We start from the raw sequence: 21,630 nt of genomic DNA, 5'->3' as shown, positions 1-21,630 counted from the left end.
CGGCGGGTTCCGGCGTGCGCGACCGCGCGGGCGCCACCGGCGGCTCGGAACGCGGGGCGGGCGGGGGCCCGGCCGAGGGCCCCGGAGCCTGCGGGGCGGCACCGGCCGCGGGAGCGTCCGGAGCACGGCCCGTCGGCCCGGCGGCCGGTTCCGCCGGGGCGGCGGGCTCCTCCGGACCGGTGGGCTCCGTGGCGGCGGGAGGGGTCTGCGGCGGCCGGGAGGACCAGCCCAGGTAGGAACCGCAGTTGCCGCAGAATTCGTCGTCCTCGCGGTTGCCCGCACCGCACGCCGGACATGGGCGCATCGTGTCAGCCTCCTGTCTCCGCCGGTGGACCCGGCAGGATCTCCACCCGGCACGTGAGGTGCGCGGGGCACGACGCCGCGACGACCTCCTGGACGCGGTCCGCGTCCACCGGCCCCCCGTGCGGCGTCCAGACCCGCACCAGCAGTTCGCCGGTCGGAGCCGGGGGCAGCGCGGTTCCCGGTTCCGGCGACCAGACGACGCCCCCGCCGTCACGGATGTCGGCGTGGACACCGAAGCAGAGCCACAGCCGCTCGACCAGGCCCCGGCGGGTGCCCCGCCACCGGTGCAGCTCGACGGCTCGTGCCACGACGGCCCGGCGCAGCTCCGGCGGCAGCCCCGGATCGAGATCGGCACCCACCCAGGACGCCAGCCAGGGCAGGAAGTCGGCCGGGGCGAGCGCCGGATCGAAGTAGGCCGGAAGGTTGTCCAGGGTGGACAGGACGGGGGCCAGCACGGTGTCCAGGCCCGCGGTGAACCGCTGGGCCAGGTCGTCGTCGGCGTACAGCGCGGGCAGCAGCCCGCCGATCGGGTAGCGGCTGGGGAGCCCCGGCACAGCGGCCCTGGTCATGAGCCGTCCCCCCGCCCGCCCGCGGTGACCACGACCTGGTGCTGGTGCGAGAAGACCAGGGCACCCGCGGCGACGTCGATCCGCTCCTGCGCCGCCCCGCGCCGGCCGGTGATCGGGTCCGCGGGGAACAACCGGACCTCCTCCACCAGGCCCACCCCCGGCACGTTCTGGAGCACCGAGAAGACCTCGCCGTACTGCACCGGCCTGCCGAACGGCCAGCCCGTCCCCTCCGCCCCGCCCCGCAGGGGGTCGATGTGACGGAACAGCGCCGCGAGCGCCTCCGTACGGACCCGGTCCACGTCCCCACCGGACGCCACCAGCCTGGCGACCACGGTGACACCCTGGTACGCGGGCGGCTCCACCACCAGCCGGGTCCCGACCAGCCGCCGCTCGTCGAGCCGCGCAGCGACCGCCGAGAGCACCGACTCCGACGGGATCAGCTGCTCGAACCGCAGGTTCCCGCCCTCGTCCGGGACCGCGTCGGGAACCACCAGGACCCGCACCGCACCGCCCTCGCCCGCGACGGCGGGCAGGCACCGGACCCTGCGCAGGGAGGGTGCCGCCTCACGGGCGATGACCTCGTGGTCCGCGGCCGTGACGGCCCGCTCCTGGACCCGCAGGATGTTGGGCGCCCGGACCTTCGCGTTCTCCACCGTCTCGCCGTCGACCCCGCCCCGGGCCGCCTCGCGGTTGTTCACGCTCGCCACGTACGGCACCGAGCTGCGCAGCACGTTGATGGCGCCCCGGGCGACGTTCCCGGCCGCACCGCCGCCCGTCCGGCAGCGGGGGATCCGCAGCTGCGCGCCCTTCTCGGGCACGGCGCCGCAGGAACGCATCGTCCCGTCGGGCTCGCGCACCTCGGGCGGGAACGCGAACTCGCCGGTGACGGCGTCGATCCGCACATGGCGGTCGTCCGGCAGGGAGGCGCCGAAGTGCTCCACGGCGGTCCACACCTGCCAGCCCTCCGCGGACGACACCTGCACCACCGGCGGCTCCCCGTCCAGCAGCAGCGGAGCCCTGTCCACGAGGAACCGCTGCCCGGCGACCCCCTCCGAGACGCCGAGCGGAACGTCCAGGACGGTCTCCGCGTGCTCCACGTCCGCGGTGCCGCCGACGGTGAACACCTCGGCCTCCCGGATCGTCGGCGACTCGGAGTAGAACGGCTGGCCCGGCTCCGGAGCGGTGACCCGGCAGCGCAGCCACCCCGCCCGGGTCCCCGCCGCCACCGACGTGGTGTGCCCGGCGGGGACGAACACGGTGATCTCGCCCGGCCGGTTCAGTCCGCCGGTGCTGTCGGTGCCGGTCCGGCACGTCACCCAGCGGGCACCGTCCCACGCCTCCCACACCAGCGGCGGCTGCCGCGGGTCGACGCCCACGCCCTCCACCCGGCTGTCCAGGCGCACGGCGACGATGCACCGGGGAACGGCGGTCGGCAGCCCGAACAGCACCGCGTCGCCCGGCTCCGGCCGGGCCTGGAAGCACGGGACGTCCTGGCCCGCGCCGAGCGGCGCGGTCCGGTCGGTCTGCTCGCCCGACACCGGCGCGGTGACCAGCCGGACCAGCGAACTCGGCACGACCGAGAGGTCGTCGGAGGTGGAGAACACCACCTCCTCCTCGGCCTCGCCGCGCGAGGTGGCGACCTCCGTCCCCGCCGGGAGCAGCACGGCCTCCGGCTGCGGGGCCGACAGCCAGAAGTCGACCTCCGCCCGCGCCGCCGTCGGCGGGAACAACGTGACGCCCAGCAGGTCGAGGAAGGCCGAGTAGTTCTTGTCCGGCACCCGGTTCAGCCGGTACAGCAACTGGTCGACCATGTACGCGAACGTCTCGATGAGCGTGACGCCGGGGTCCGACACGTTGTGGTCGGTCCACTCCGGGGTGCGCTGCTGGACGTACCGCTTGGCCTCGTCGACGAGTTGCTGGAAGCGCCGGTCGTCCAGGTTGGGGGAGGGCAGGGCCATCAGCGCACCCCCGCTTCCGCGGAGCCCTCGGAGGAGGGGATGGTGTAGAAGGGGAAGACGAGGTTGCGCAGGTCGTTCGTGGCGCGCACGGTGTAGTGCACGTCGATGTACAAGGTGCCCTCCTCGACGGCGTCGAACGCGATCACCACGTCGGTGACCTCGATGCGCGGCTCCCAGCGCTCCAGCGACGTGCGGACCTCGTGCGCGATGCGCCCCGCGGTCGCGCCGTCGCCGGGGGCGAAGACGTGGTCGTGGATGCCGCAGCCGAACTCCGGCCGCATCGGCCGCTCTCCCGGCGCCGTGCCGAGGATCAGCCCGATCGCCTCCTCGATCTCCTGGTCCCGCTCGACCATGCCGATGCCGCCCGTGGGACCGACCCGCAACGGGAAGCCCCAGCCGCGCCCGATGAAGCCGCTCACACCGGACCCCCGATCAGGACGTTCATCGCACCGGTGATGATCTGCGCGCCGCAGCTGGTGCTGTCCCGCATCCGGGCGGCGGGCAGCCCGCCGATCAGCACCTGGCCGCCGATCGCGGCGGCGGGGTTGGGCAGGACGACGTTCCCGGGCCCGAGCGCGGCGTGCGGGGGGACCACGCACACGTGCAGGCTGCCGGCGACGGCCGCCGGCCTGCCGCCGATCAGCACGGTGGCCACGGCCACGGCACCCGGTGGCGGGGTTCCGATGAGGCCGCCGTGAACGGTGGAGTCGCCCGTCCGGGCTGCAGGGGGCATGGTCGCTGTTCTCCTTGCTGCGAAAAGGATTTCGGCCGCCGTACGGGCCGTGTCGGGGCGTCAGTTGATCCGGATGAGCTTGGCCTTGAGGACGGCGAGCAGTCCGCCGTCGACGGTGACCCCCGTTCTGCCGTTGATGGTCACCGAACGCCCCTTCACGTTGACCTCGCCCGTACCGGCGTCGAGCGTGATGCCGGACTTGGAGAGGACCACGGAGCTCAGCACCCGGCTGCCGCCGGGCGCGAGCACCTTCAGCGCGATCTCGTTCCGCCGCTCGTCCAGCGTGACGTCGAGCTGCTTGTCACCACTGGCCAGCCGGACACCGGACAGCCCGCGCGGACTGTCCAGCAGTTCCAGCCGGTTCCCCGAACGGGACACCAGCGAACGGCGGTTGACCTTGCCGCTGGTCGGGTCGACCAGCGGTACGTCGTGGGGCGACGGCTTGTCGACCCCGTTGTAGAGACCGCCCAGCACATAGGGGCTGTCCAGCAGGCCCTGCTCGAACCCGACCAGCACCTCGTCGTTGACCTCGGGACTGAACACACCGCCGCCGCCCCGGCCGCCCCACTGCACCGTACGGACCCAGTCGGACACGTAGGTGTCGTCGAGCCAGGGGAACTTCAGCCGCACCCAGCCCCGTTCGTCCTTGCCCTCACGGATGTCGGTGACCACACCGATCGCGAGGCCCGGCACACGGGGACCGCGCGCGGGCGCGTTCGCGCCACCGGCCAGCCCCGCCAGGGAACGGTCGGGCGCGGCGCTCACCAGCACCGTCGTGCGGTAGCCGCCGTCCGGCTCCAGGACGTGGTGCGCCGCGGTCGCCGTGTAGCGGCCGGAGAACGCGGGCCCGACGTTGCCGAGCGCCACCGGCTCACCGGCCCGCAGCTGGGGATTGCCCTCGGCGACCGCCTCGATCTCCCCGAAACCGGAACTCACCGAGGCGGCCAGGGAACCGGCGACGGCCGTGGCCTCGGCCTGGGTCCGGTACGGGGTGTCGGCGACCGTCAGCCGGGCGCGCGAACCGAACGCCCCGGCCGCCTTCGACGGACTCATCCCCGGGGACACCGTGTCGCTGCGCACGGACTGCTCACGGGCCACCAGCCGCCGCTTGGTCTCGACGTCCCAGCCGCGCACCTCCACGTCGTTCGCCCCGTCCGCACCGGTCAGCACGGCCCGCAGGGCCAGCAGATTGCGCCCGTACTCGAGCACCATCGGGTTCCGGGCGGCGGAGGTGTCGGGGGAGGGCGCCGACGAGGCGGGCTTCGGCTTCACGAACTGCAACAGGCCCTTGTCGTCCACCCGCACGTGCGCGCCGCTCTCGCCCGCGAGGTACTGGAGGAACTCCCAGTCGGAGACGTTGGGCTGGGTCAGCTGCTTGTACGTGACGGGCGCGGCCTCGATCTTCCCGCAGGCGATCCCGGCGCCCGCGGCGACCTTGCGGACGATGTCCGCGGCCCGCATGTTGCGGTAGGCCACCACCTTCCGGCCGCGCTGCAGCCGGTGGGCCCTGGAGAAGGCCCGCACGACGGTGAACGAACCGGTGGTGTCGCTGTCCAGTTCCAGCGCCGTGACCTCACCGGTGAACAGCCGCTCGCGCGCCCGTTCCTGCACGGTGACCACGGATATCTTCAGCGGGGTGCCGATGGTGAGCCCGGTGGCGGTGAGCAGCTTGTGGTCGGGGTCCCGGTACGTCAGCACGGCGGTGTCCGGCAGGCCGACGTTCTCGTCGACCACACAGCTCACCAGCTGGGTCGCCCAGACGGGGGGCAGCTCGCCGGGGGCCTCGACGATCGGATCGGCGGCGAAGGAACGGCCCGGGGCGGTCATCGGCCGCCCTCCGCCGCGGGGGCCTCCAGGCCGGGCACGACCAGCTCCCTGCCGGGGACCAACTGCATCGGGTCGTCGATGTCGTTGGCGTGGGCGATGGTGCGCCACGCGGTGGCGTCGCCGTACTCCCGCCACGCGAGCAGCGGCAGGCTGTCGCCGACGACGACCCGATGGGTGCGCCGCGCCTCCCGCGAACCCGACGTCGGGTTCTGTCCCAGCCGCTCGCCGCTCGCCTCCTCGATGGAGAGGGAACAGGTGGCGCGCAGCGGTTTTCCGTCGACGTCGAAGAGGGTGTACGAGATGGACAGGCTGGACATCACACCGTCGAACGAGGTCGTCCGGGCCGTGCCCCAGTCGAAGCGCACCCAGGGACTGGCCGGGGTCTTGCGGGCCAGGCTCTTCGGGGTGGGCGCACACGCCAGCATCAGCTGCTCCACCGCCTTCTCCACCGAGTTGTCATGGGTGGCCGTGGCGTCGAGGAAGACCTCCATGGACAGGGTCCGGGGACCGCTGCCCACGAACTCGGGCAGCGCGGACTGCTCGGCCATCCGGGACGGGGTGCGCCGCCACTCGGTGCTCTTGTTCAACGACAGCTGCGACGGGTTGAACTGCAGCGTGATCTGGGCGATCCTCCCGCCCGGCTTGGCGCCGACCTCCGCGGGCGGCTCCATGATGGTCAGCTGGGCGCGAGCACGGCTCGTGCGGGCAACGGGTGACATCGCGTTCCTCCTTCCGGGACCGGGACTTCACTGGTGACGGGCTGCCGGGCCGCAGGGGCGCCGGACTTCCGGAGCGGTTCGACGAACGCTCAGGAGGGCTCCAGGCCCTCGTGCGCGATCTCCAGCGTCTCGATCGCCGGCTGGGAGCTGGCGGGATCGAAGGAGGGGCCCTGCCAGCGCACCGGCACGATGCCCTGCACCTGCCAGCTGATGATGCGGCTGAGGTCGGGACGGAGCGCGACGATCTCGCCGTCCTTGCGCTCGACCCGCTGGATCGTGTCGTTCAGCCACCGCGTGATCTTGAGCGTGTCGGCGGTCACCGGGCGGGTCAGCGTGATGTTGGACCAGGTGATCCGCCCCGGCAACTGCCAGGTGAAGCCGTTGTTCCCGCCCTCGGCGTACTGCTCCAGCTCCACCTCGGCGCCCAGGCCCGAGCAGGTGTGGAAGGCACCCAGGTCGTTGCCCCCGATCACCAGCTTGAAGAACACGCTCGTCGCGAAGATGTTGTCCGTCATTGCTCTTCTTCTCTGCCGTTTCCCAGTGCTCCGTCGGGCGGAGCCGTCGTCAGCGGCGGTTGTCGTACAACCGGCCGGTGCGTTCCCGGCCCCGGCGCAGGTCCGCGCGGATCAGCCGGCTCACCGGATCGATCAGCCGGCGTGCCAGTTCCTCGATCTCCGCCCCGGTCACCCGGTGCGCGGCCGGGGCAGCCGCGTCGGGCGGGGCGGCCGGTCCGTTCCTCGTCGGTGGACCGGCCGGCTTCACCGGGGCCGCCCTGACCGGGACGCCGGTGATCCCGGCCGCGGCCGCCGCGCGCTGCACGGCCGGGGACACGGCTCCCGGACCGCTCGCCCCGGCCGCCGGACCGGGGGAGGGGCCGGCTCCAGGACCCGGGGAGGGACGCTGCGGCACCCGCACCGAGAGGGGCGGTGCTCCGCCCGGCACGACGCCGTCCCCTGACGCCGTGCCGGTGAACAGGGGCCCGGCGGACTCGGGCACCACAGGCATCGCCATCCGCTGCACGGCCGGGGTGGCCGGTACCGGCCCGGTCGCCCCGGGCGGATGCGGGCGCACCACCGGAACCGGCCGGGCGGCGGACGGCGCGGACCCCCCGGAGGGGGACGCCGACGCGTACGGGAGTGCCGGTGCGGGGCGCGGCGTCGAGGACGGCGGAGCGGAGACACGGGCCGGACGGGACTCCCCGTGCTCCCGCGCCGGCGGGTGGACGTCGGGCCCGGACGGCACGACCGGCCCACCACGCGCCGAACGCTGCACGAGCCGCAGGAGGGAGCCGCCGATCGACGCCCCGCGCCCCGCCCGGCCGGTACCGGTCGTGGCCCGCGCTCCGCCGCCGTCCGACGCGGGACGGGTGGAACGGGCGGGACCACCGGACGGCGTCCGGCCCGACGGCGCTCCGCCCGGAGCACCCCCGGACACCGAGCGCTGAACGGTCCCCCCGGGGCCGGGCCCCTCGGGGGCCCGTCCCGTGCGCACCGGCCGCTCGGGCGAGGCGGGCCCGGCGGGCGGCGGGGGAGCGGACACCGGCCGGGGGGACGGACCACCGGCCGGCCGGTGCGGTCCGGGTGACGCGTTCCCGTGCCCCGGCGCCGGTACGGCGGCCTCCGGCTGCGGTACGTCACGACGCCAGGTGGCCGCCACGACCGGCCGGGCCGGACCGCCGCCCGTCGCCGCGACCGGGGCCGAGAATCCCTCGGCCGCGCCGGTGCTGATCTCCAGCGCCCTGTTCGGGAGCAGGGCACGCGACCGCTGGACGACGGGAGCCCGTCCTCCGGCGCGTTCGTCCGGGACCGCCGAGGACCGCTCCGGGGCGATCCGCCGGACGCGTACCGGAGCGGCGGGCACCGGGGACGTGGCGGGGGAAGAGGGGCCGGTGGCGGGCGTGTTCGCGGTCGGACGGGTGTCCGCCGCGCGCTGGACGGTCGCGGATTTCGGCCCGGTGGGACCGGTGGGCCCGGTCGGGGCGGTCGGGGTGGTCGGGGTGGGAGAGCCGGACGCGGGGGACGAGAGCACCGGCATCGCGGAGGGCCCGTTCGGGCGCGCCGGTGTCCCCACGGGCCCGGACGGCGCGGCCGACGGGGAGGACGAGGGCCCACGTCCCGGCGTCGAGCCCTGCCCGGAACCCATGGCTCCCGGACGCGGCCGGCGGCGGTCACCGAGCAGGGGGGCGCCGTCCTGACGCCTGGCGGTCGGGGGGAGCGAGGGCAGCGGGGCGCCGATCCCGCCACGGGTGGGCCTCGCCCGGTCGGCCCGGTCGGGCGAGGCCCCATCGGGGCCCGAGGGCTTCGACGGCCCGTGCCCGGCGGGCTCCTGAGCCCGTCCCGGAGCCGATGGGGACGAGGACGGAGACGGTCGGGACGGCTCAGCGGCATCGGTACGCGCGGACGACTGCGGGCGCGCGGGTGGTGCCGTCGCCTCCGGCGGGCGCGCGGTCGCCGGGGCCGGTGTCTCCGCCTCCTGCCGCTGGAGCACGGGCATGCCGGGTCCGGGCTGCCCGGCAGGGCCGGACGGCACGACCGCCCCGCGCCGTCCCGCCGGATCGGCCGGCACGGCCCCGGAGGGCAGTTCCCGCAGCGGCTTGCCCAGGGCGGGCCGTACCGCCGTGACCTCGGGAGGCCCGGCGGGGCCGGCCGGCCCGGTCGCGGGTTCGGGCGTCGGGGCGGATACGGGCGCGGGGGTGTCCGGCAGCCCGGACGTGATCCGCCGCGTGCCGCCGTCGGTGACGGGCGCGGAGACGGCCGGCGCGGCCGCCGAGGTTGGTACGACCCCGGTGATGTGCCGCAGCGGCATCGCCGGGCGCCGGGCGACGATCAGCGGCGGCGCGGTCCGTCGGGGGCGTACCGGGGCGGGACGGGTGGGCGGGGGCCCGGCCGGTACCGGCATGTCGCCCCCGCCGGACGGCGCCGCCGCTGCGCTCCTGGCCGGAGACGTCCTTGCTGGGGCCGGCGCGGTCGTACCGCTGCCGCGAGCGGCCTGCCGAGGTGTCTCCCGGCCGGAAGACCCGGAAGTTCCGGAGGACCCGGACGGCGCCGGAGCGCCCGACCGCTGGACGACCGCCGGTCCCCGCCCCGTGCCCCCCGCCGCGGACGGCGGGCCGGTGACGGGCTCGGTGCCCCCGTCCGGGTCGGGCCGGGCGGCACGCAGCAGCAGCGGCCCACCGGCGGACACCTCATGCGCGCCCGCGGGGCGGGTGACCCCGCGGATGAGGCCCACCGGCGCGGACGGCATCACGGCATGGCCGAGTTCGCCGCCGAACGCGACGTTCTGCCACGAGGCGAGGCCGGACCTGAACCGCAGCCCGTCGCTCACCCCGATCGAGGACCGGGCGACGGTCACCGCGGGCGGCGCGACCTGTCGCCAGCCGCCGTCCCAGTCACCGCCCTGCAGGTCGGTCCGGTCGGTGTCCGGGGCGGCCCCGGCCCCGTCCCCGCCCCCGGAGGGGACGTCGGACGGCGTCCGGTCCGCCCGGCGGAACCAGTCGCCGAACCCCATACGATCACCCGCCTTCGTTGACGCGGGTGTTGATCCGCGCTATCTCCCGGACCCACTGCTGACGCTCGCCGTGGGTGAGGTCGAGAATGTCCTCACGCTGCCAGTGGAAGTGGTAGGCGACGTACGCGATCTCCTCCCGCAGACGGGGAAGCGCGTACGTCACGATTCCCCCAGGCGCCCACCCGAGAGGTCCACCTCGAACGAGCCGTGGCACAACGGACACGTCACCGCGGCGTGCGTATGGCCCTCGCTGTTGATCCGCCGGTAGAAGTCCTGGAGGAACGCCACGTCGGTGGCGTACATCCGCTCCACCACCCCGGCGTGCACATCGGTGATGGTGCCGAGCCGGGTGATCACCTGGCTCAGCAGCACCACGCTCAGGTACGCCGGGTTCTCCTTCACCCGCAGGTCGATCTGCGGGCGCAGTTCGTCCCGCGCGGTCGCGAGGCGCATCGAGCCCTGCCGGTGCACCTGGCCCTCGTCGTCGACGTAACCGCGCGGCAGCTCGAACTCGAACTCCGTCTGCAGGTCCTGGCGTTCCCGCTCCCGCGCCGCGGGCGGGGCGGGAGCCTCCTCGCGGGCGGCGGACCGGGCGGACGCCAGGGTGTCGAGGACTTCGTCGAGTCCGCCCGACGTAACGGTCCTGCGCCTCATTCGACCACGATCTCCTCGAAGGTGATGGTGACCGTCTCGGTGGCCGGGCTGGACTCGCCGGCCTTCAGGGACGGGCCCTCCCACTTGCTGGCCCAGCCCTGCATCAACTGGATGCGCCGGACCGTGTCACCCTTCGAGTCCTTGATCTCGATGGTCAGGTTCTGACGCGCGGTGTCGACGGCCCCGTTGTTGAGCGTCTCCTTGATCCACTTGGTGAATTCGCTGCTCTTGTCGAGCCCGCGGGTGATCGTCACCTCGCCCGCCTGGCGGGCGCCGGGCTGCTTGCGGATGATCTGCTTGCCCTCGGCGGTCACCTGACGGACCTCGACGACTTCTTCCTCGACGGTCAGACCGCTGACCTCCTGGATCGACTCCACGAGATAGCCGCCGAGCTGCACGCCGAAGACGTGGGTGGAAAGAGCGTCGCCCTCTGCCATGACTCTGTGTCACCTGTTCCGTTTTGCGGACCCTGCCGGGTCACTCGTTGACGAGGCTGGTGCTGTCGGAGAACTGCGAGAGGCGGAAGACCACGAACTCCGCGGGCTTCACCGGTGCCACGCCGATCTCGCACACGACCTGGCCGAGGTCGATCGACTCCTGCGGGTTGTTGTCGCGGTCGCACTTGACGTAGAACGCCTCCTCGGCCGTGCGGCCGAAGAGGGCGCCCCGGCGCCATTCCTCGGTGAGGAAGGCGGTCACGTTGCGCCGGATGCTCGACCACAGACGGTCGTCGTTCGGCTCGAACACCACCCACTGGGTGCCCAGGAGGATCGACTCCTCCAGGTAGTTGAAGAGACGGCGCACGTTGAGGTAGCGCCAGGCGGGGTCGGACGAGAGCGTGCGGGCGCCCCAGATCCGGATGCCGCGGCCGGGGAAGGCACGCACGCAGTTGACGCCGATCGGGTTCAGCAGGTCCTGCTCGCCCTTGCTGAGCCGGATCTCCAGGTCCAGGGCACCGCGGATGACCTCGTTGGCGGGGGCCTTGTGCACACCGCGCTCGCCGTCGCTGCGTGCCCACACGCCGGAGACGTGACCGCTCGGCGGCATCAGGGAGTTGCGGCCGGCCTCCGGGTCGAAGGCGCTGATCCACGGGTAGTACACGGTCGCGTAGCGCGAGTCGAATCCGGCGTCGTCGTTGCGCCAGGCGCGGACCCGCTGCGCGTTCATGCCCGGCGGGGTGTCCAGTACGGCGACCCGGTCGCCCATCTGCTCGCAGTGCGAGATCAGCGAGAGCTGGACGGTCTTGACGCCCTCGGCGTCGACGGCCCCGCGCTGGTGGGCGCTCATCAGGTCCGGAACGGCGACCATGGTGATCTCGTCGATCGCCTCGAGCCCCGCGATGCCGGTGCGCTGCGACGAGTCCCCGACGAACTCGGCCAGGTCCACGGTCGCGGCACCGGCCCCCGGGCCCGCGGCGGCGGGCGAGAGCGGGAGGACCTGGTTCGCGGGACGGCTCTGGGCCGCGCCGGGCTGCTCGACGACGTCGATCAGCTTGGACTGGCGGGCCTGGGTGACCAGGTAGCCCTTGACGCTCTTGCGGATGGAGACGTCGAAGGTCTCCACCACCTTGCCGGCCTGCCGCACCAGCAGCCGGAACCGGTCCTCCGGGGGGTTCTCCCCCTCGGCGTCGGCGACCTCCACCGAGAGGTCACCGCCCGCGCCGGGCCGTGCGGACACCTGGAAGCCCCCGAGCGCGACGGACGGGGCCGCCCCGCCGGCGGCCGCGCCCTGCGCGGCGCCGCCCACCCGTACGACGTAGGCCGCGCCGCCGCCGTTGGCGAAGTAGCCGTGGACCGCGCGCGTCAGATACGTGCCGGGTGCGTGGGTGCCGAAGGTCTGGACGTACTGGTCCCAGTTGGTCACCAGGGTCGGCTGGTGGAAGGGGCCGGTCTCCGAGAAACCGACGAAGGCTGCGATCGCCGTGCCGACTCCCTCGATGGGCCGTGCTCCGGACTGCACCTCCTCCACGTATACGCCGGGGGTGAGGTACGACGGCATACTCGCTCCTTCGGGTGGTCGTCCGGTCGCCGTCCAGTCTTGCCGGGCCGCCCCGGCGGACAGTAGGCCCCGGAGTCCTGGGCACGGGGCAGGATCACTGCCTTTCAGGGCGCCCCCGGGGGCAGGGAATTCTTCCCCGTGAGGGCATTCGCGACGGGCTTCCCGGGCCCGGCCCGTAGCAATTCTTTTGCCCCATTCGATGAACGCGGGATGAACTCCGGTGTCGCGGAACGCGCGTGACGGTCCGTCGGCTGCCCGAGTGCCCGGAATACGGATGCCCGGCCCCGGAGAATGACGGTGAATGAAGGCATGGGAACCGGGGCCGACGGGCCCGCGGAACCACTCGCGAACACATTTCGTGCCGATGCCCGTCCGGCCGTTCCCGACGGGCGCACGGGGCCGTGGACCGTCGCCGTGCCGCGGCGTCCGCCGACAGCACCCGTACGCTCCCGCTGCGGCCGCCCCGTCGCCGTACCGCGTGCCTTCCGACGAGGTCCACCAACCGCTGTCGCGATGGGACAACCCGTGGTCAAAGCCCGATCGAGGGACGGCCACTATCGGCCAGAATGAGTCATGGAACCGGTCGACCGGCCGACCCCGCACGGCCGGAGGAACCCGGCGGGCCGTGCGGGCGCCCGTGCGATCCCCCTCCGCCCGGACGGCGACGGAGGGGCGGAGGGCGAACGCGTACCGGACGCTCTTCGCCCCTCCGTCGCTCCGCGGACCGTCACGGGTCCGTTTCACCAGGGTGTAGAGGGAAAGAGTTTCGCCAACGCGCGGCAAGCCGGGTTTCCCCGGGGCGGAATTTCTGCTGTTCTCTTCCCGCCCGGGGGAAGAGGGGCTCAGTGCTTTGTTCTACGGTGCGAGGTCGCGCAGGATGCCGCTGACGTTTACCACTTGGTGGCATCCGGCTGCCTGGGTTCCGGTGGCCGGAGTACCCGGTTTGTTGCACGTCACGGAAGCGGTGACTGTCTCGTTCTCCGGAACCTCGATGGGGGTGACCCAGTGGTAGTCCTGGTTGCGGAAGGTTTCCAGGGCGATGGTGGTGATCTTCCGGTTCCCGAACGTGATGGTCAGTACCCCTTCGTCGCCCTGGAAGTTCGCCACCACGAGGTCCGTGACGCCGAACACCTTCCCCTCGGGCACCTGGTACGGCTTCTTCTTCGTGCCCCCGGCGCCGACCTGTACGTCGATCGTCTCCGACATCTGCTGGTCGTTGCCCCCGCCCGACGTCGAGCCGGAACCGCCCGAACCACCGGAGGACTGGCCGGGCCGGGGCTTCTGGTTCCCGTCCTGCCCCTGACCGCCGGAGGCGTCGCCCGAGCCGCCGGACGAGGCCCCGCCCTGCTGACCGCCGTCCCGCCGCTCCTTCTCCGCGGCATCGGCCACCGCCTGGTCCGCGGTGCTCTTCACCGCAGGCCTGACCAGCGCGAACCACGCGAGCAGCAGGGCGAGCAGCGCGGCCAGCACGATCAGCAGCCACCGGGGCAGTATCGGTATCTGGGCGAACTCGCCGGACAGGGTCTCCGGCCGGTGGGGCTGCCCGTCCTCGGCCTCCCCCTCGGTCTTCTCGGCGACCTCCACCTCGAACGGCCAGGTGGCCGGCGTGCCGAACCAGATCAGCTTCTGGGCCCGCACCCGCAGACCCACCTCGGCGGACTCGCCCGGTTCCAGGCGCCGTTGGTCGGGGGAGAAGGCCAGCCGGAGCTCCTCCCCGTCCTGGGTTCCGGTGAACACGACGCCGACCGGGGTGTTCCCCCGGTTCTGCACCGAGGTCTGGAACCGGGCTCCCCGCCACCCGCGCCGTCGACGGGGGTCGAGCTGCTCCCGGAGCTCGTGGAAGGGCTCGACGACCACCGTGGTCTCGGGGACCGCCACCGACTCGGGGCGCTCCGCGGGCAGGACGCGTACCCCCAGGGGCGTCTCCCCGGCCCGGACCTCGTGGGAACGGGGCGGCGCGAGCCGTACGGTCACCACCTCGGAGGTGCCCGGGTAGAGCGAGACGCGCGCCGGCTCCACGGTGCTCCACGCGGCGCAGTCGCCGACCACTTCGAGCGTGTAGGCCTCGACGATGTCGCCGTCGTTGCGCACGGTCAGGGTCGTCGTCGCCTCGGCGCCGGGCGACACCGTCACCGTGGACATTTCGAATTCGGCAGATGTGGTCACGATGCGACGTTAAGCCGAGGACGCGGTGGCGCAGCAGAGACGGGAGGGCAACGTACGGGCAGGGCTTGTGCCCCCGGAGCCCCGCGGCACGGTCTCCCCGAGCCCCTCTCCCGCGCCAGGTCCCCCTGACGGGGCCCGGCACGGACGGGCATGGCGACCGGCACATCGAGACAAGAGCACCTGAGGAAGACGAGCACGGAACGATGACGACGACAGACGTGAAGAGCGAGGCGGCGGTGCGCGGACAGTTCCGCAGGCCCACCGCTTCGGAACGCTCCGCCCAGCGCGGCGCGCGGAAGACCCCCTCGGGCAGGGTCTCCGTGGCGGTGTACGCGGAGGACCTGATACTCCAGACCGGCGTGATACACCAGTTGCGCCCGCGCCCCGAGATAGAACTGACGACGGAGGCCGAGGCCGACCGGGCCCAGGTCTCCTTAGTGGTGGTGGACATGGTGGACGAACCCACCGTCCGGCTCCTCTCCAGACTCCAGCGCAACACCGCGACCCGCACCGGACTCGTCGTCGGTTTCTTCGAATCGGGCGCGCTCCAGACCTTGATCGAGTGCGGCGTGGCAGCCGTGCTCAGACGCGGGGAGGCCGACCAGGACCGCCTGGTCCATCTGGTGACGGCGATAGCCAACGGCGAGGGCGTGCTCCCGGGCGACCTGCTCGGAAAGCTCCTCGACCACGTCAGCAGCCTCCAGCGCACGGTCCTCGACCCCCGGGGGCTCTCGCTCTCCACCCTCACGGCACGGGAGGCGGAGATGATCCGGCTGGTGTCGGAGGGCTTCGGCACGGCGGAGATCGCGCAGAAGACCTCGTACTCCGAACGCACCGTCAAGAACGTGCTGCACGAGATGGCGACGCGGCTCGAACTGCGCAACCGGGCACACGCCGTCGGCTACGCCATGCGGCACGGGCTCATCTGAGTCCCGCCCCGGGCTCCCGTGCGGACGGTGCGCCGACACCGCCGCACGGGAGCGCGCCGGGGTTCCCGGGGACGGGGGAGCCGCGGGGCGGACGCAAAGGGCAGCGGTTCCTTCCCCCGGTACGGGTACTCGGGGCCTGTTCCCGGCCCGGGGCGAGCGGGATGCTGGCGAGGGGAGCGTCATCAACCAGACTGTGAGGTGGGCCGTGACCGGCACTGCTGGCCCGGCGAGGCGAAACCGGCTGCACCGACTGGCAGGCGTGGTGGTGCTGTTGGCACCGCTCCTGGTGGCGGGCTCCGCGGCCGGGCCGCAGGGAGCGCCACGGCTGGCCGCGGCGGCGGACGAGACCCCGGTCGACGCCGGGCGCATCACCTACGCCGGGACCGAGCACCGAAGCATCGGCCGGGTCGTCGACACGAAGAACTCCGACCCGCTGTTCGGGCCCGGACCGGCCCACTACGACCAGGACCCGTTCGTCCGCGGCGACGTGACGGTCTTCACCAGCCTGCGCGACAGCGTCCGCCCGCAGGTGTACGTGCGCGAGGCGAACGGGGCGGTGCGCAGGCTCACCAGCGACCGGGACGCCGCCCGTCCCGAGCTCTCCCCGGACGGGCGGACCGTGGTGTTCGACTCCGAGGAGCGGGGCGCGGACGGCACGGTCCAGCGCGACCTGTGGATCGTCGGCGTCGACGGCACCGGTCTGCGGCGGCTGATGGACACCCCCAACAACGAGACCTCCCCGACCTTCTCCCCGGACGGCACCCGCATCGCGTTCTCCTGCGACTCCGGCGACGGGGGCGCCGGGCTCATCTACGAACGGGCCGTGGACGGTGGTTCGTCGAGGGTCATCAGCGAGAACACGGGGAAAGAGGACGGCAGCGCGACCGAACCGGCGTGGAACCCGGTGGACGACGACGCCCACCGCAGCCAGGTCGCGTACACCCTCACCAAGAAGGGGGCGGAGCCGCAGCTGCGGGTGACCGAGGGCCGCCCCGGCACCGACCGCCCGCTGCTCGCCGGCGACCACATCAACTGGCGCGCCCGCTCGGCCGCCTGGCTGGCGGACGGCAAGGGCCTGCTCTTCCTCGGCCCCGGCGCCCCCTGCGGATGCGAGTACGACCGTGTCTACCGGACAGTCGCCTTCGACCCGGCCGAGCCGTCGATCGAACTCGACGAGGACCGCGCGCTCGAATCGCCCACCTGGACCGGCCCACTGGACACCGGCACCGTCATCGTCTCCCGGCACACGCCGCGCAGGCCGAAGAAGGAGAACGACGATGCGGAGCGCGCCGATCCGGTCGCCGTGACGCTCCAGGACGTCCGGCAGGACGGCTCCGACCCGCGGGACCTCGGAATCCTCGTCCTGCGCGAGGACCCCAACGCCGGGAGCACCGGCGACAGGGACCTGCTGTTCAACCCGAGGGACACGTACGACCCGTGGACCGAGCGGCAGAGCTACACCCCGGACGGCCGGCGCATCGTCGTGACCCGCTTCGAGGGCCCGGAGAACGCGCGCTTCGAGCGGATCTGGCTGGCCGACGCCGACGGCGGCAACGCCGCCGTGATGCCGCTCGCCGGGCGCAGCCCCGGTGACTGGGACACCGACCCCGCGTTCTCCCCGGACGGCACCAAACTGGCGTTCACCAGGACCTCGCCCGGCGGCATCGGCGACAAGGCGGGACCGAGCCGCATCCTCGTCGCGGACGTCGCGACGGGCGAGATCATCGACAAGGTCGTGCCGCCCGCCGGGCAGTTGGCGGGACAGGACGCACAGCCCGCCTGGTCGCCCGACGGCACCACCCTCGCCTTCACCCGCAACCACGTGATCCGGGGTCTCGGCGGCATCAAGCACATCTGGACCGCGCCGGTGAAGGCGCTCGACCAGCAGTACGACCTCAGCGCCACGATCTGCCCCGGCGAGTGCAAGAAGATCGACGACAGCCCCGCGTTCTCCCCGGACGGCACCCGCATCGCCTTCAACCGCAAGGACGGCGGCAACGACCAGAACAGCGGGCGCGGCGGCATCCTGATCACCTCGCCGAACGGTGACGAGTGCCGGGTGGTGCTCCCCGACACCCGGCGGGACGACCCCGGGGCCTGCCGTCAGGACCTTCCGGACACCCCGCCGAACGGCCCCTTCCAGCCCCGTGACGTGGCCTGGTCGCCGGACGGCGGACGGCTCGTGATGAGTTCGCGCCGGGAGGCCGAGTCGAACTCCCCGGAGCAGCTGGCCGTGCTGGACCTCTCCTCCGGCACCCTGACGCCGTTCGGCGGGCGGCTCACCGGGCGGCAGAAGGAGCCCGCCTTCCAGCAGTCCGTGGACCTGTCCCTGACCGCGCCGCCCACCGCCCCCTCGATCGAGGTCGGCGACACAGGGGAGGTGGAGGTCACGGTCACCAACCGGGGGCCCGCCCCCTCGCCCGGCACCGTGTTCACCATCGACGCCCCGCCCGGGGTGCGCCTGGAGGAACTCACCACCCCGGCCGGGTCCTGCGCCGCCGCCTCGCCCCAGTGCGACCTGGGGGTGCTCCGGCCGGGCCGGAGCGTGACGGTCACCGCCCGGCTCACCGGGGTGACGACGGGGGACCAGCGGATCGGCTGGTCGGTCGCCGGGGCCGTGGTGGACCCGAACCCCACGGACAACGCCACCGGAACCGTCGTCCCGGTCCGGGACGCACCGGCGCCCACCCCGACACCGACTCCGACACCCACCCCGACGCCCACGCCGCCCGAGCCCGAGGCGGGCCCCGGCGTCGTCGTACGGGCCCAGCCCAGCCCCGGGTTCGTCGGCGGCCGGGTCGTGGTGACGTACACCGTGCGCAACGGACGCAACGCCCTCGCCACCGGGCTGCGGCTGAGGCTCGGTCTGCCCGCGCGCGTTCCGACGGGTCCGCTTCCGGCGGGCTGCGCGGCCGGGGTGTGCACCCTGCCCGACCTGGCTCCCCGGGCCTCCACGGTGATCCGGGTCGTCCTCGAACCCGACCGGGCACTGAGAACGACCATCACCGGCAGACTGACCACGACCGGTACCGACGCCGACCCCCGCGACAACGTCGCCAGGACCGCGCTGCGCATCCTCCAGCCCCGCATCGTCGCGGTGCCCGCCGTCGGCAAGCCCGGGTTCGTCACCTCCGTACGGGGCAAGGACTTCCCGCCGGGGGCCCCGGTGCGGCTCACCTGGAAACCGGGGATCACGGCGTCCGCGCCGCCCGCCGTCCCGGGCGCGGACCGCACGTTCATCGCGCAGCTGCTGATCCTGGTGAAGGACCGGACGGGGCCGCGCACCATCACCGCCACGGGCCCCGGGTTCAGCCCGGTCACCACCCGCTTCCTGGTGGTCGACGGCACCATGGTCCCGCCGGACGAGGTGGGGCGCCGGTGATCCACGAAGTCGACGAGGGGCTGCGGCTGCTGCTGGTCGAGGCGGGCCTCCAGGAGAGCGGCGTCGACCTGGTCTTCGACGCGCCGACCAAGGAGTGGTCCGCCCGGCGCAACGCACCCACGGTCAGCGTCTTCCTGCACGGCATCCGCGAGGACGCGACCCGGCGCCGCACCGGCACCGCCGAGGAGCACGACGACCAGGGCCTGGTGGTCGGGCGGCGGACCCCGCCGCGCTGGTTCGAGCTGACCTATCTGGTGACCGCCTGGACCAACCGCCCGCAGGACGAACACCGGCTGCTCTCCGAGGTGTTGCGCTGCCTCGTACGGGCCGACGTGCTGCCCGCCCGGATGCTCACCGGCAGCCTCGCCGAACTGGGGCTGACCGTGGACATCGAGGCGGCGGGCCCGAGCACCGACCGGCAGTCCACCGCCGACGTGTGGTCCGCGCTCGGCGGCGAGCTCAAGGCCGCGATCGACCTGCGGGTGTGGGCACCGCTGGCCGGCGAGCAGGAGCCCGCCGGTCCGCCGGTCACCGAAGGACTGGTGGTGCGGGCCGCGCCCGCCCGCGACGGCGACGGGGCGGGCCCCGGGCGCCGGCTGCGTTACGACGGGGCGTCCGACCCCGGCGGGCAGGGCTTCGCCGCGGGACGTGAACGGCAACTGCCGCCCGGCCGGCGCAGACGCGGGGGCGCCGCCCGATGACCACCACGCAGGACACCCCCCGGACCACCGCGGAACGGCCCGGCGTCCCGACGGCCGTCGAGGAGCTCTGGGAACGGCTGGGGCATGTCGAACAACGGGTCAGGAACGCCGTCGCGGCCCGGCGGGCCGTCGACCCGCACCCCGACGACCCCTACCGGGGGCAGTACCTCACCCCCGAGGGGGCCGAGCGGATCCTGGCGGCCCGCGACGCGTTCGGGCCCGTACCGCAGTACGCGTCCGAGCCCCCGGTGCCGCCGGGCCCCGGGGGCCGGCTCGGCCGGCTCGTCGAGGACTTCGGCCTGACCCCGCTCGACGTCGACCTGCTGATGGTCGCGATGGCGCCGGACATCGACGCCCGGTTCGAGCGGCTCTACGGCTACCTCAACGACGACCTCAACCGGCGCAGGCCGACCATCGGTCTGGCCCTCGAACTCTGCGGGCTGCCCGCCGCGAGCTCCGGCCGCTTCCGGTTCTCGCCGTCCGCGCCCCTGGTCGCGGGCGGACTGCTGACCGTCCTGGAGGCCGACCGCCCGCTGCTCTCGCGGGTGCTGCGGGCACCGGACCGGGTCACCGCCCATCTGCTCGGCGACGACGAACCCGACGGGAGATTGCGCGGACTGGTCCGGGTGGCCGGGCCCGGGGACGAGCAGCCCGACCCGGCGCCCGGGACGCCGAGGGTCGCGGCGGCCCTGGGCACGGGCAGTGGCCTGGTGCACCTGCTCGACCGGGGCGGAGACCCGGGCGGACTGGCCGTCCAGGCGCTCCTCGCCGCGGGGCGCCGTCCGCTGGTGGTCGACATCGCGGCGTTCGCCGCCGCCCCCGGCCCGGCGGACCTCGTACGGACCCTGGCGGCCGAGGTCCGGCTGAGCCGCGGCGGCGTCGTCCTCGGGCCGCTCGAAGCGCTGGCCCCCGAACGGCCCGAGGGAGCCCGGCTGCTCGGTGACCTGTGCGCGGCGGTCCGCGGCGCCCCTCTGGTCGTGTACGGGACGAAGAACTGGGACCCCCTGTGGGCCGGGGACAGCCCGGTCCCGGTCCACGTCCCGCCCCCCGGCCCCGCGGGTGTGGCACGGCAGTGGCGCCGGGCGCTCGGCCTGGCCGGTACGTCCGTCGGCCTGCCCGCCGGGGAGGCGGGGGTCGAGCCGGGGGTCGTGGAGGCCACCGTCGCCTACCGGCTCGACGCCGAGCAGGTGCGCAAGGCCGCAGCCGTCGCCTCCCGGCTGGCCGCCCTGGAGGAGCGTCCGGTGGGCGTGCGGGACCTGCGCACGGCGGTCCGGGCGCAGAACGGCGCGGGGCTCGAACGGCTCGCCCGTCGCATCGAGCCCGCGGTCGGCTGGGACGACCTCGTACTGCCTCCCGAGACCCACCGCCAACTGTCCGAACTCGCCCTGCGCGCCCGCCACCGGGGGCAGGTGCTCGGCGAGTGGCGGATGCGGCCGGGAGGCGGCCGGGGGAGAGGGGTCGTCGCGCTGTTCGCCGGTGAGTCCGGCACCGGGAAGACCATGTCGGCCGAGGTGGTGGCGTCGGAGCTCGGCATGGAGCTCTACGTCGTGGACCTGTCCATCGTGGTGGACAAGTACATCGGCGAGACCGAGAAGAACCTCGAAAGGATCTTCGTCGAGGCGTCCGACGTCAACGGCATCCTGCTGTTCGACGAGGCGGACGCCATCTTCGGGAAGCGTTCGCAGGTCAAGGACGCGCACGACCGCCACGCCAACGTGGAGTCGGCCTATCTGCTGCAACGCATCGAGTCCTTCGACGGGATCGCGGTGCTCACCACCAACCTGCGGGCCAACCTCGACGAGGCGTTCACCCGTCGCATCGACGTGATCGCGGAGTTCCCCATGCCGGACGTCCGGCAGCGACTGGCGCTGTGGGACCGCTGCCTGGGGGCGGAGATCCCGCGCGCCGCGGACCTCGACCTGGAGTTCTGCGCGCAGCGCTTCGAACTGGCGGGAGGGTCGATCCGCTCCTGTGCGGTGACCGCCGCCTATCGGGCGGCGGAAGCGGGGGGACCGCTCGGCATGGAGCAGGTCGTCTCGGCCGTGCTCCAGGAGTACCGCAAGCTCGGCCGACTGGTCATGGAGAGCGAGTTCGGCCCGTGGCTGGGCCGTGGGCAGGGGCGCGGCAGAGGATAGGGCCGCTCGTTCGGATCGTGCCGGGCGGAATGCGGCCGTCTATACAACT

General features: G+C 73.8%; 20 protein-coding genes. 6 read left to right on the top strand and 14 right to left on the bottom strand.

Features of this window, described 5'->3' with window-relative positions; genetic code table 11:
* The 9 genes from ABZZ04_RS32740 to ABZZ04_RS32700 form a co-directional block, all read right to left on the bottom strand.
* Nucleotides 1–304: zinc ribbon domain-containing protein (locus ABZZ04_RS32740; RefSeq protein WP_356935863.1), on the bottom strand; the 304-nt coding region annotated here is incomplete at its 3' end.
* 4 nt (nucleotides 305–308) lie between these two features.
* Complete coding sequence (locus tag ABZZ04_RS32735; protein WP_356935862.1) at nucleotides 309–872, bottom strand: phage tail protein; 564 nt, start codon at nucleotides 870–872, stop codon at nucleotides 309–311.
* Complete coding sequence (locus ABZZ04_RS32730) at nucleotides 869–2,830, bottom strand: putative baseplate assembly protein (protein ID WP_356935861.1); 1,962 nt, start codon at nucleotides 2,828–2,830, stop codon at nucleotides 869–871. The genes ABZZ04_RS32735 and ABZZ04_RS32730 overlap by 4 nt, the downstream gene beginning before the upstream one ends.
* The gene (locus tag ABZZ04_RS32725; RefSeq protein ID WP_356935860.1) at nucleotides 2,830–3,249 is read right to left on the bottom strand and encodes a GPW/gp25 family protein; all 420 of its coding nucleotides are present in this window, start codon (nucleotides 3,247–3,249) and stop codon (nucleotides 2,830–2,832) included. Before ABZZ04_RS32725 ends, ABZZ04_RS32730 begins: the two co-directional genes overlap by 1 nt.
* Nucleotides 3,246–3,563, bottom strand: coding sequence for a PAAR domain-containing protein (locus tag ABZZ04_RS32720; protein ID WP_356935859.1), 318 nt, complete (start codon nucleotides 3,561–3,563; stop codon nucleotides 3,246–3,248). Before ABZZ04_RS32720 ends, ABZZ04_RS32725 begins: the two co-directional genes overlap by 4 nt.
* 60 nt (nucleotides 3,564–3,623) lie before the next feature.
* Nucleotides 3,624–5,390, bottom strand: coding sequence for a VgrG-related protein (locus tag ABZZ04_RS32715; protein ID WP_356935858.1), 1,767 nt, complete (start codon nucleotides 5,388–5,390; stop codon nucleotides 3,624–3,626).
* A complete protein-coding gene (locus ABZZ04_RS32710; RefSeq protein WP_356935857.1) occupies nucleotides 5,387–6,109 on the bottom strand; it encodes a peptidase M23 in 723 nt (240 codons plus the stop codon). Before ABZZ04_RS32710 ends, ABZZ04_RS32715 begins: the two co-directional genes overlap by 4 nt.
* A gap of 89 nt (nucleotides 6,110–6,198) precedes the next feature.
* Entirely contained in the window at nucleotides 6,199–6,624 is a 426-nt protein-coding gene (locus ABZZ04_RS32705) for a phage tail protein (protein WP_356935856.1), read from the bottom strand.
* A gap of 49 nt (nucleotides 6,625–6,673) precedes the next feature.
* The gene (locus tag ABZZ04_RS32700; protein WP_356935855.1) at nucleotides 6,674–6,940 is read right to left on the bottom strand and encodes a hypothetical protein; all 267 of its coding nucleotides are present in this window, start codon (nucleotides 6,938–6,940) and stop codon (nucleotides 6,674–6,676) included.
* 130 nt (nucleotides 6,941–7,070) lie between these two features.
* Here ABZZ04_RS32700 and ABZZ04_RS32695 point away from each other — a divergent pair, with 130 nt between their 5' ends.
* Both ABZZ04_RS32695 and ABZZ04_RS32690 read left to right on the top strand, forming a co-directional pair.
* Complete coding sequence (locus tag ABZZ04_RS32695) at nucleotides 7,071–7,553, top strand: hypothetical protein (RefSeq protein WP_356935854.1); 483 nt, start codon at nucleotides 7,071–7,073, stop codon at nucleotides 7,551–7,553.
* A 201-nt stretch (nucleotides 7,554–7,754) separates the two neighbouring features.
* Nucleotides 7,755–8,303, top strand: coding sequence for a hypothetical protein (locus ABZZ04_RS32690; protein WP_356935853.1), 549 nt, complete (start codon nucleotides 7,755–7,757; stop codon nucleotides 8,301–8,303).
* Nucleotides 8,304–9,620: 1,317 nt separating this feature from the next.
* On the opposite strand, the gene ABZZ04_RS32685 is transcribed toward ABZZ04_RS32690, so the two are convergent.
* The 5 genes from ABZZ04_RS32685 to ABZZ04_RS32665 form a co-directional block, all read right to left on the bottom strand.
* Entirely contained in the window at nucleotides 9,621–9,779 is a 159-nt protein-coding gene (locus ABZZ04_RS32685; protein WP_003966147.1) for a DUF6760 family protein, read from the bottom strand.
* The gene (locus ABZZ04_RS32680) at nucleotides 9,776–10,270 is read right to left on the bottom strand and encodes a hypothetical protein (RefSeq protein WP_356935852.1); all 495 of its coding nucleotides are present in this window, start codon (nucleotides 10,268–10,270) and stop codon (nucleotides 9,776–9,778) included. The genes ABZZ04_RS32685 and ABZZ04_RS32680 overlap by 4 nt, the downstream gene beginning before the upstream one ends.
* Nucleotides 10,267–10,707: a phage tail protein gene (locus ABZZ04_RS32675; protein WP_148833111.1), complete on the bottom strand. Its 441-nt coding sequence runs from the start codon at nucleotides 10,705–10,707 to the stop codon at nucleotides 10,267–10,269. The genes ABZZ04_RS32680 and ABZZ04_RS32675 overlap by 4 nt, the downstream gene beginning before the upstream one ends.
* Nucleotides 10,708–10,747: 40 nt before the next feature.
* Nucleotides 10,748–12,268, bottom strand: a complete 1,521-nt coding sequence (locus tag ABZZ04_RS32670; RefSeq protein WP_356935851.1) for a phage tail sheath family protein — start codon at nucleotides 12,266–12,268, stop codon at nucleotides 10,748–10,750.
* 855 nt (nucleotides 12,269–13,123) lie between these two features.
* A complete protein-coding gene (locus tag ABZZ04_RS32665) occupies nucleotides 13,124–14,410 on the bottom strand; it encodes a hydrolytic protein (protein ID WP_356935864.1) in 1,287 nt (428 codons plus the stop codon).
* A 227-nt stretch (nucleotides 14,411–14,637) separates the two neighbouring features.
* Here ABZZ04_RS32665 and ABZZ04_RS32660 point away from each other — a divergent pair, with 227 nt between their 5' ends.
* The 4 genes from ABZZ04_RS32660 to ABZZ04_RS32645 all read left to right on the top strand — a co-directional run bounded on the left by ABZZ04_RS32660 (nucleotide 14,638) and on the right by ABZZ04_RS32645 (nucleotide 21,581).
* A complete protein-coding gene (locus ABZZ04_RS32660) occupies nucleotides 14,638–15,363 on the top strand; it encodes a LuxR C-terminal-related transcriptional regulator (RefSeq protein WP_356935850.1) in 726 nt (241 codons plus the stop codon).
* Between the two features lie 205 nt (nucleotides 15,364–15,568).
* Entirely contained in the window at nucleotides 15,569–18,745 is a 3,177-nt protein-coding gene (locus ABZZ04_RS32655) for a hypothetical protein (protein WP_356935849.1), read from the top strand.
* Nucleotides 18,742–19,446, top strand: coding sequence for a DUF4255 domain-containing protein (locus ABZZ04_RS32650; protein WP_356935848.1), 705 nt, complete (start codon nucleotides 18,742–18,744; stop codon nucleotides 19,444–19,446). The genes ABZZ04_RS32655 and ABZZ04_RS32650 overlap by 4 nt, the downstream gene beginning before the upstream one ends.
* Complete coding sequence (locus ABZZ04_RS32645; protein WP_356935847.1) at nucleotides 19,443–21,581, top strand: AAA family ATPase; 2,139 nt, start codon at nucleotides 19,443–19,445, stop codon at nucleotides 21,579–21,581. The genes ABZZ04_RS32650 and ABZZ04_RS32645 overlap by 4 nt, the downstream gene beginning before the upstream one ends.
* The last annotated feature ends 49 nt before the right edge of the window (nucleotides 21,582–21,630 follow it).

Source organism: Streptomyces sp. NPDC006435 (genome assembly GCF_040612315.1).
Classification (GTDB): Bacteria; Actinomycetota; Actinomycetes; order Streptomycetales; family Streptomycetaceae; genus Streptomyces.
The sequence above is the reverse complement of the archived record's forward strand: the minus strand, read 5'-3'. Positions and strand labels throughout refer to the sequence as shown.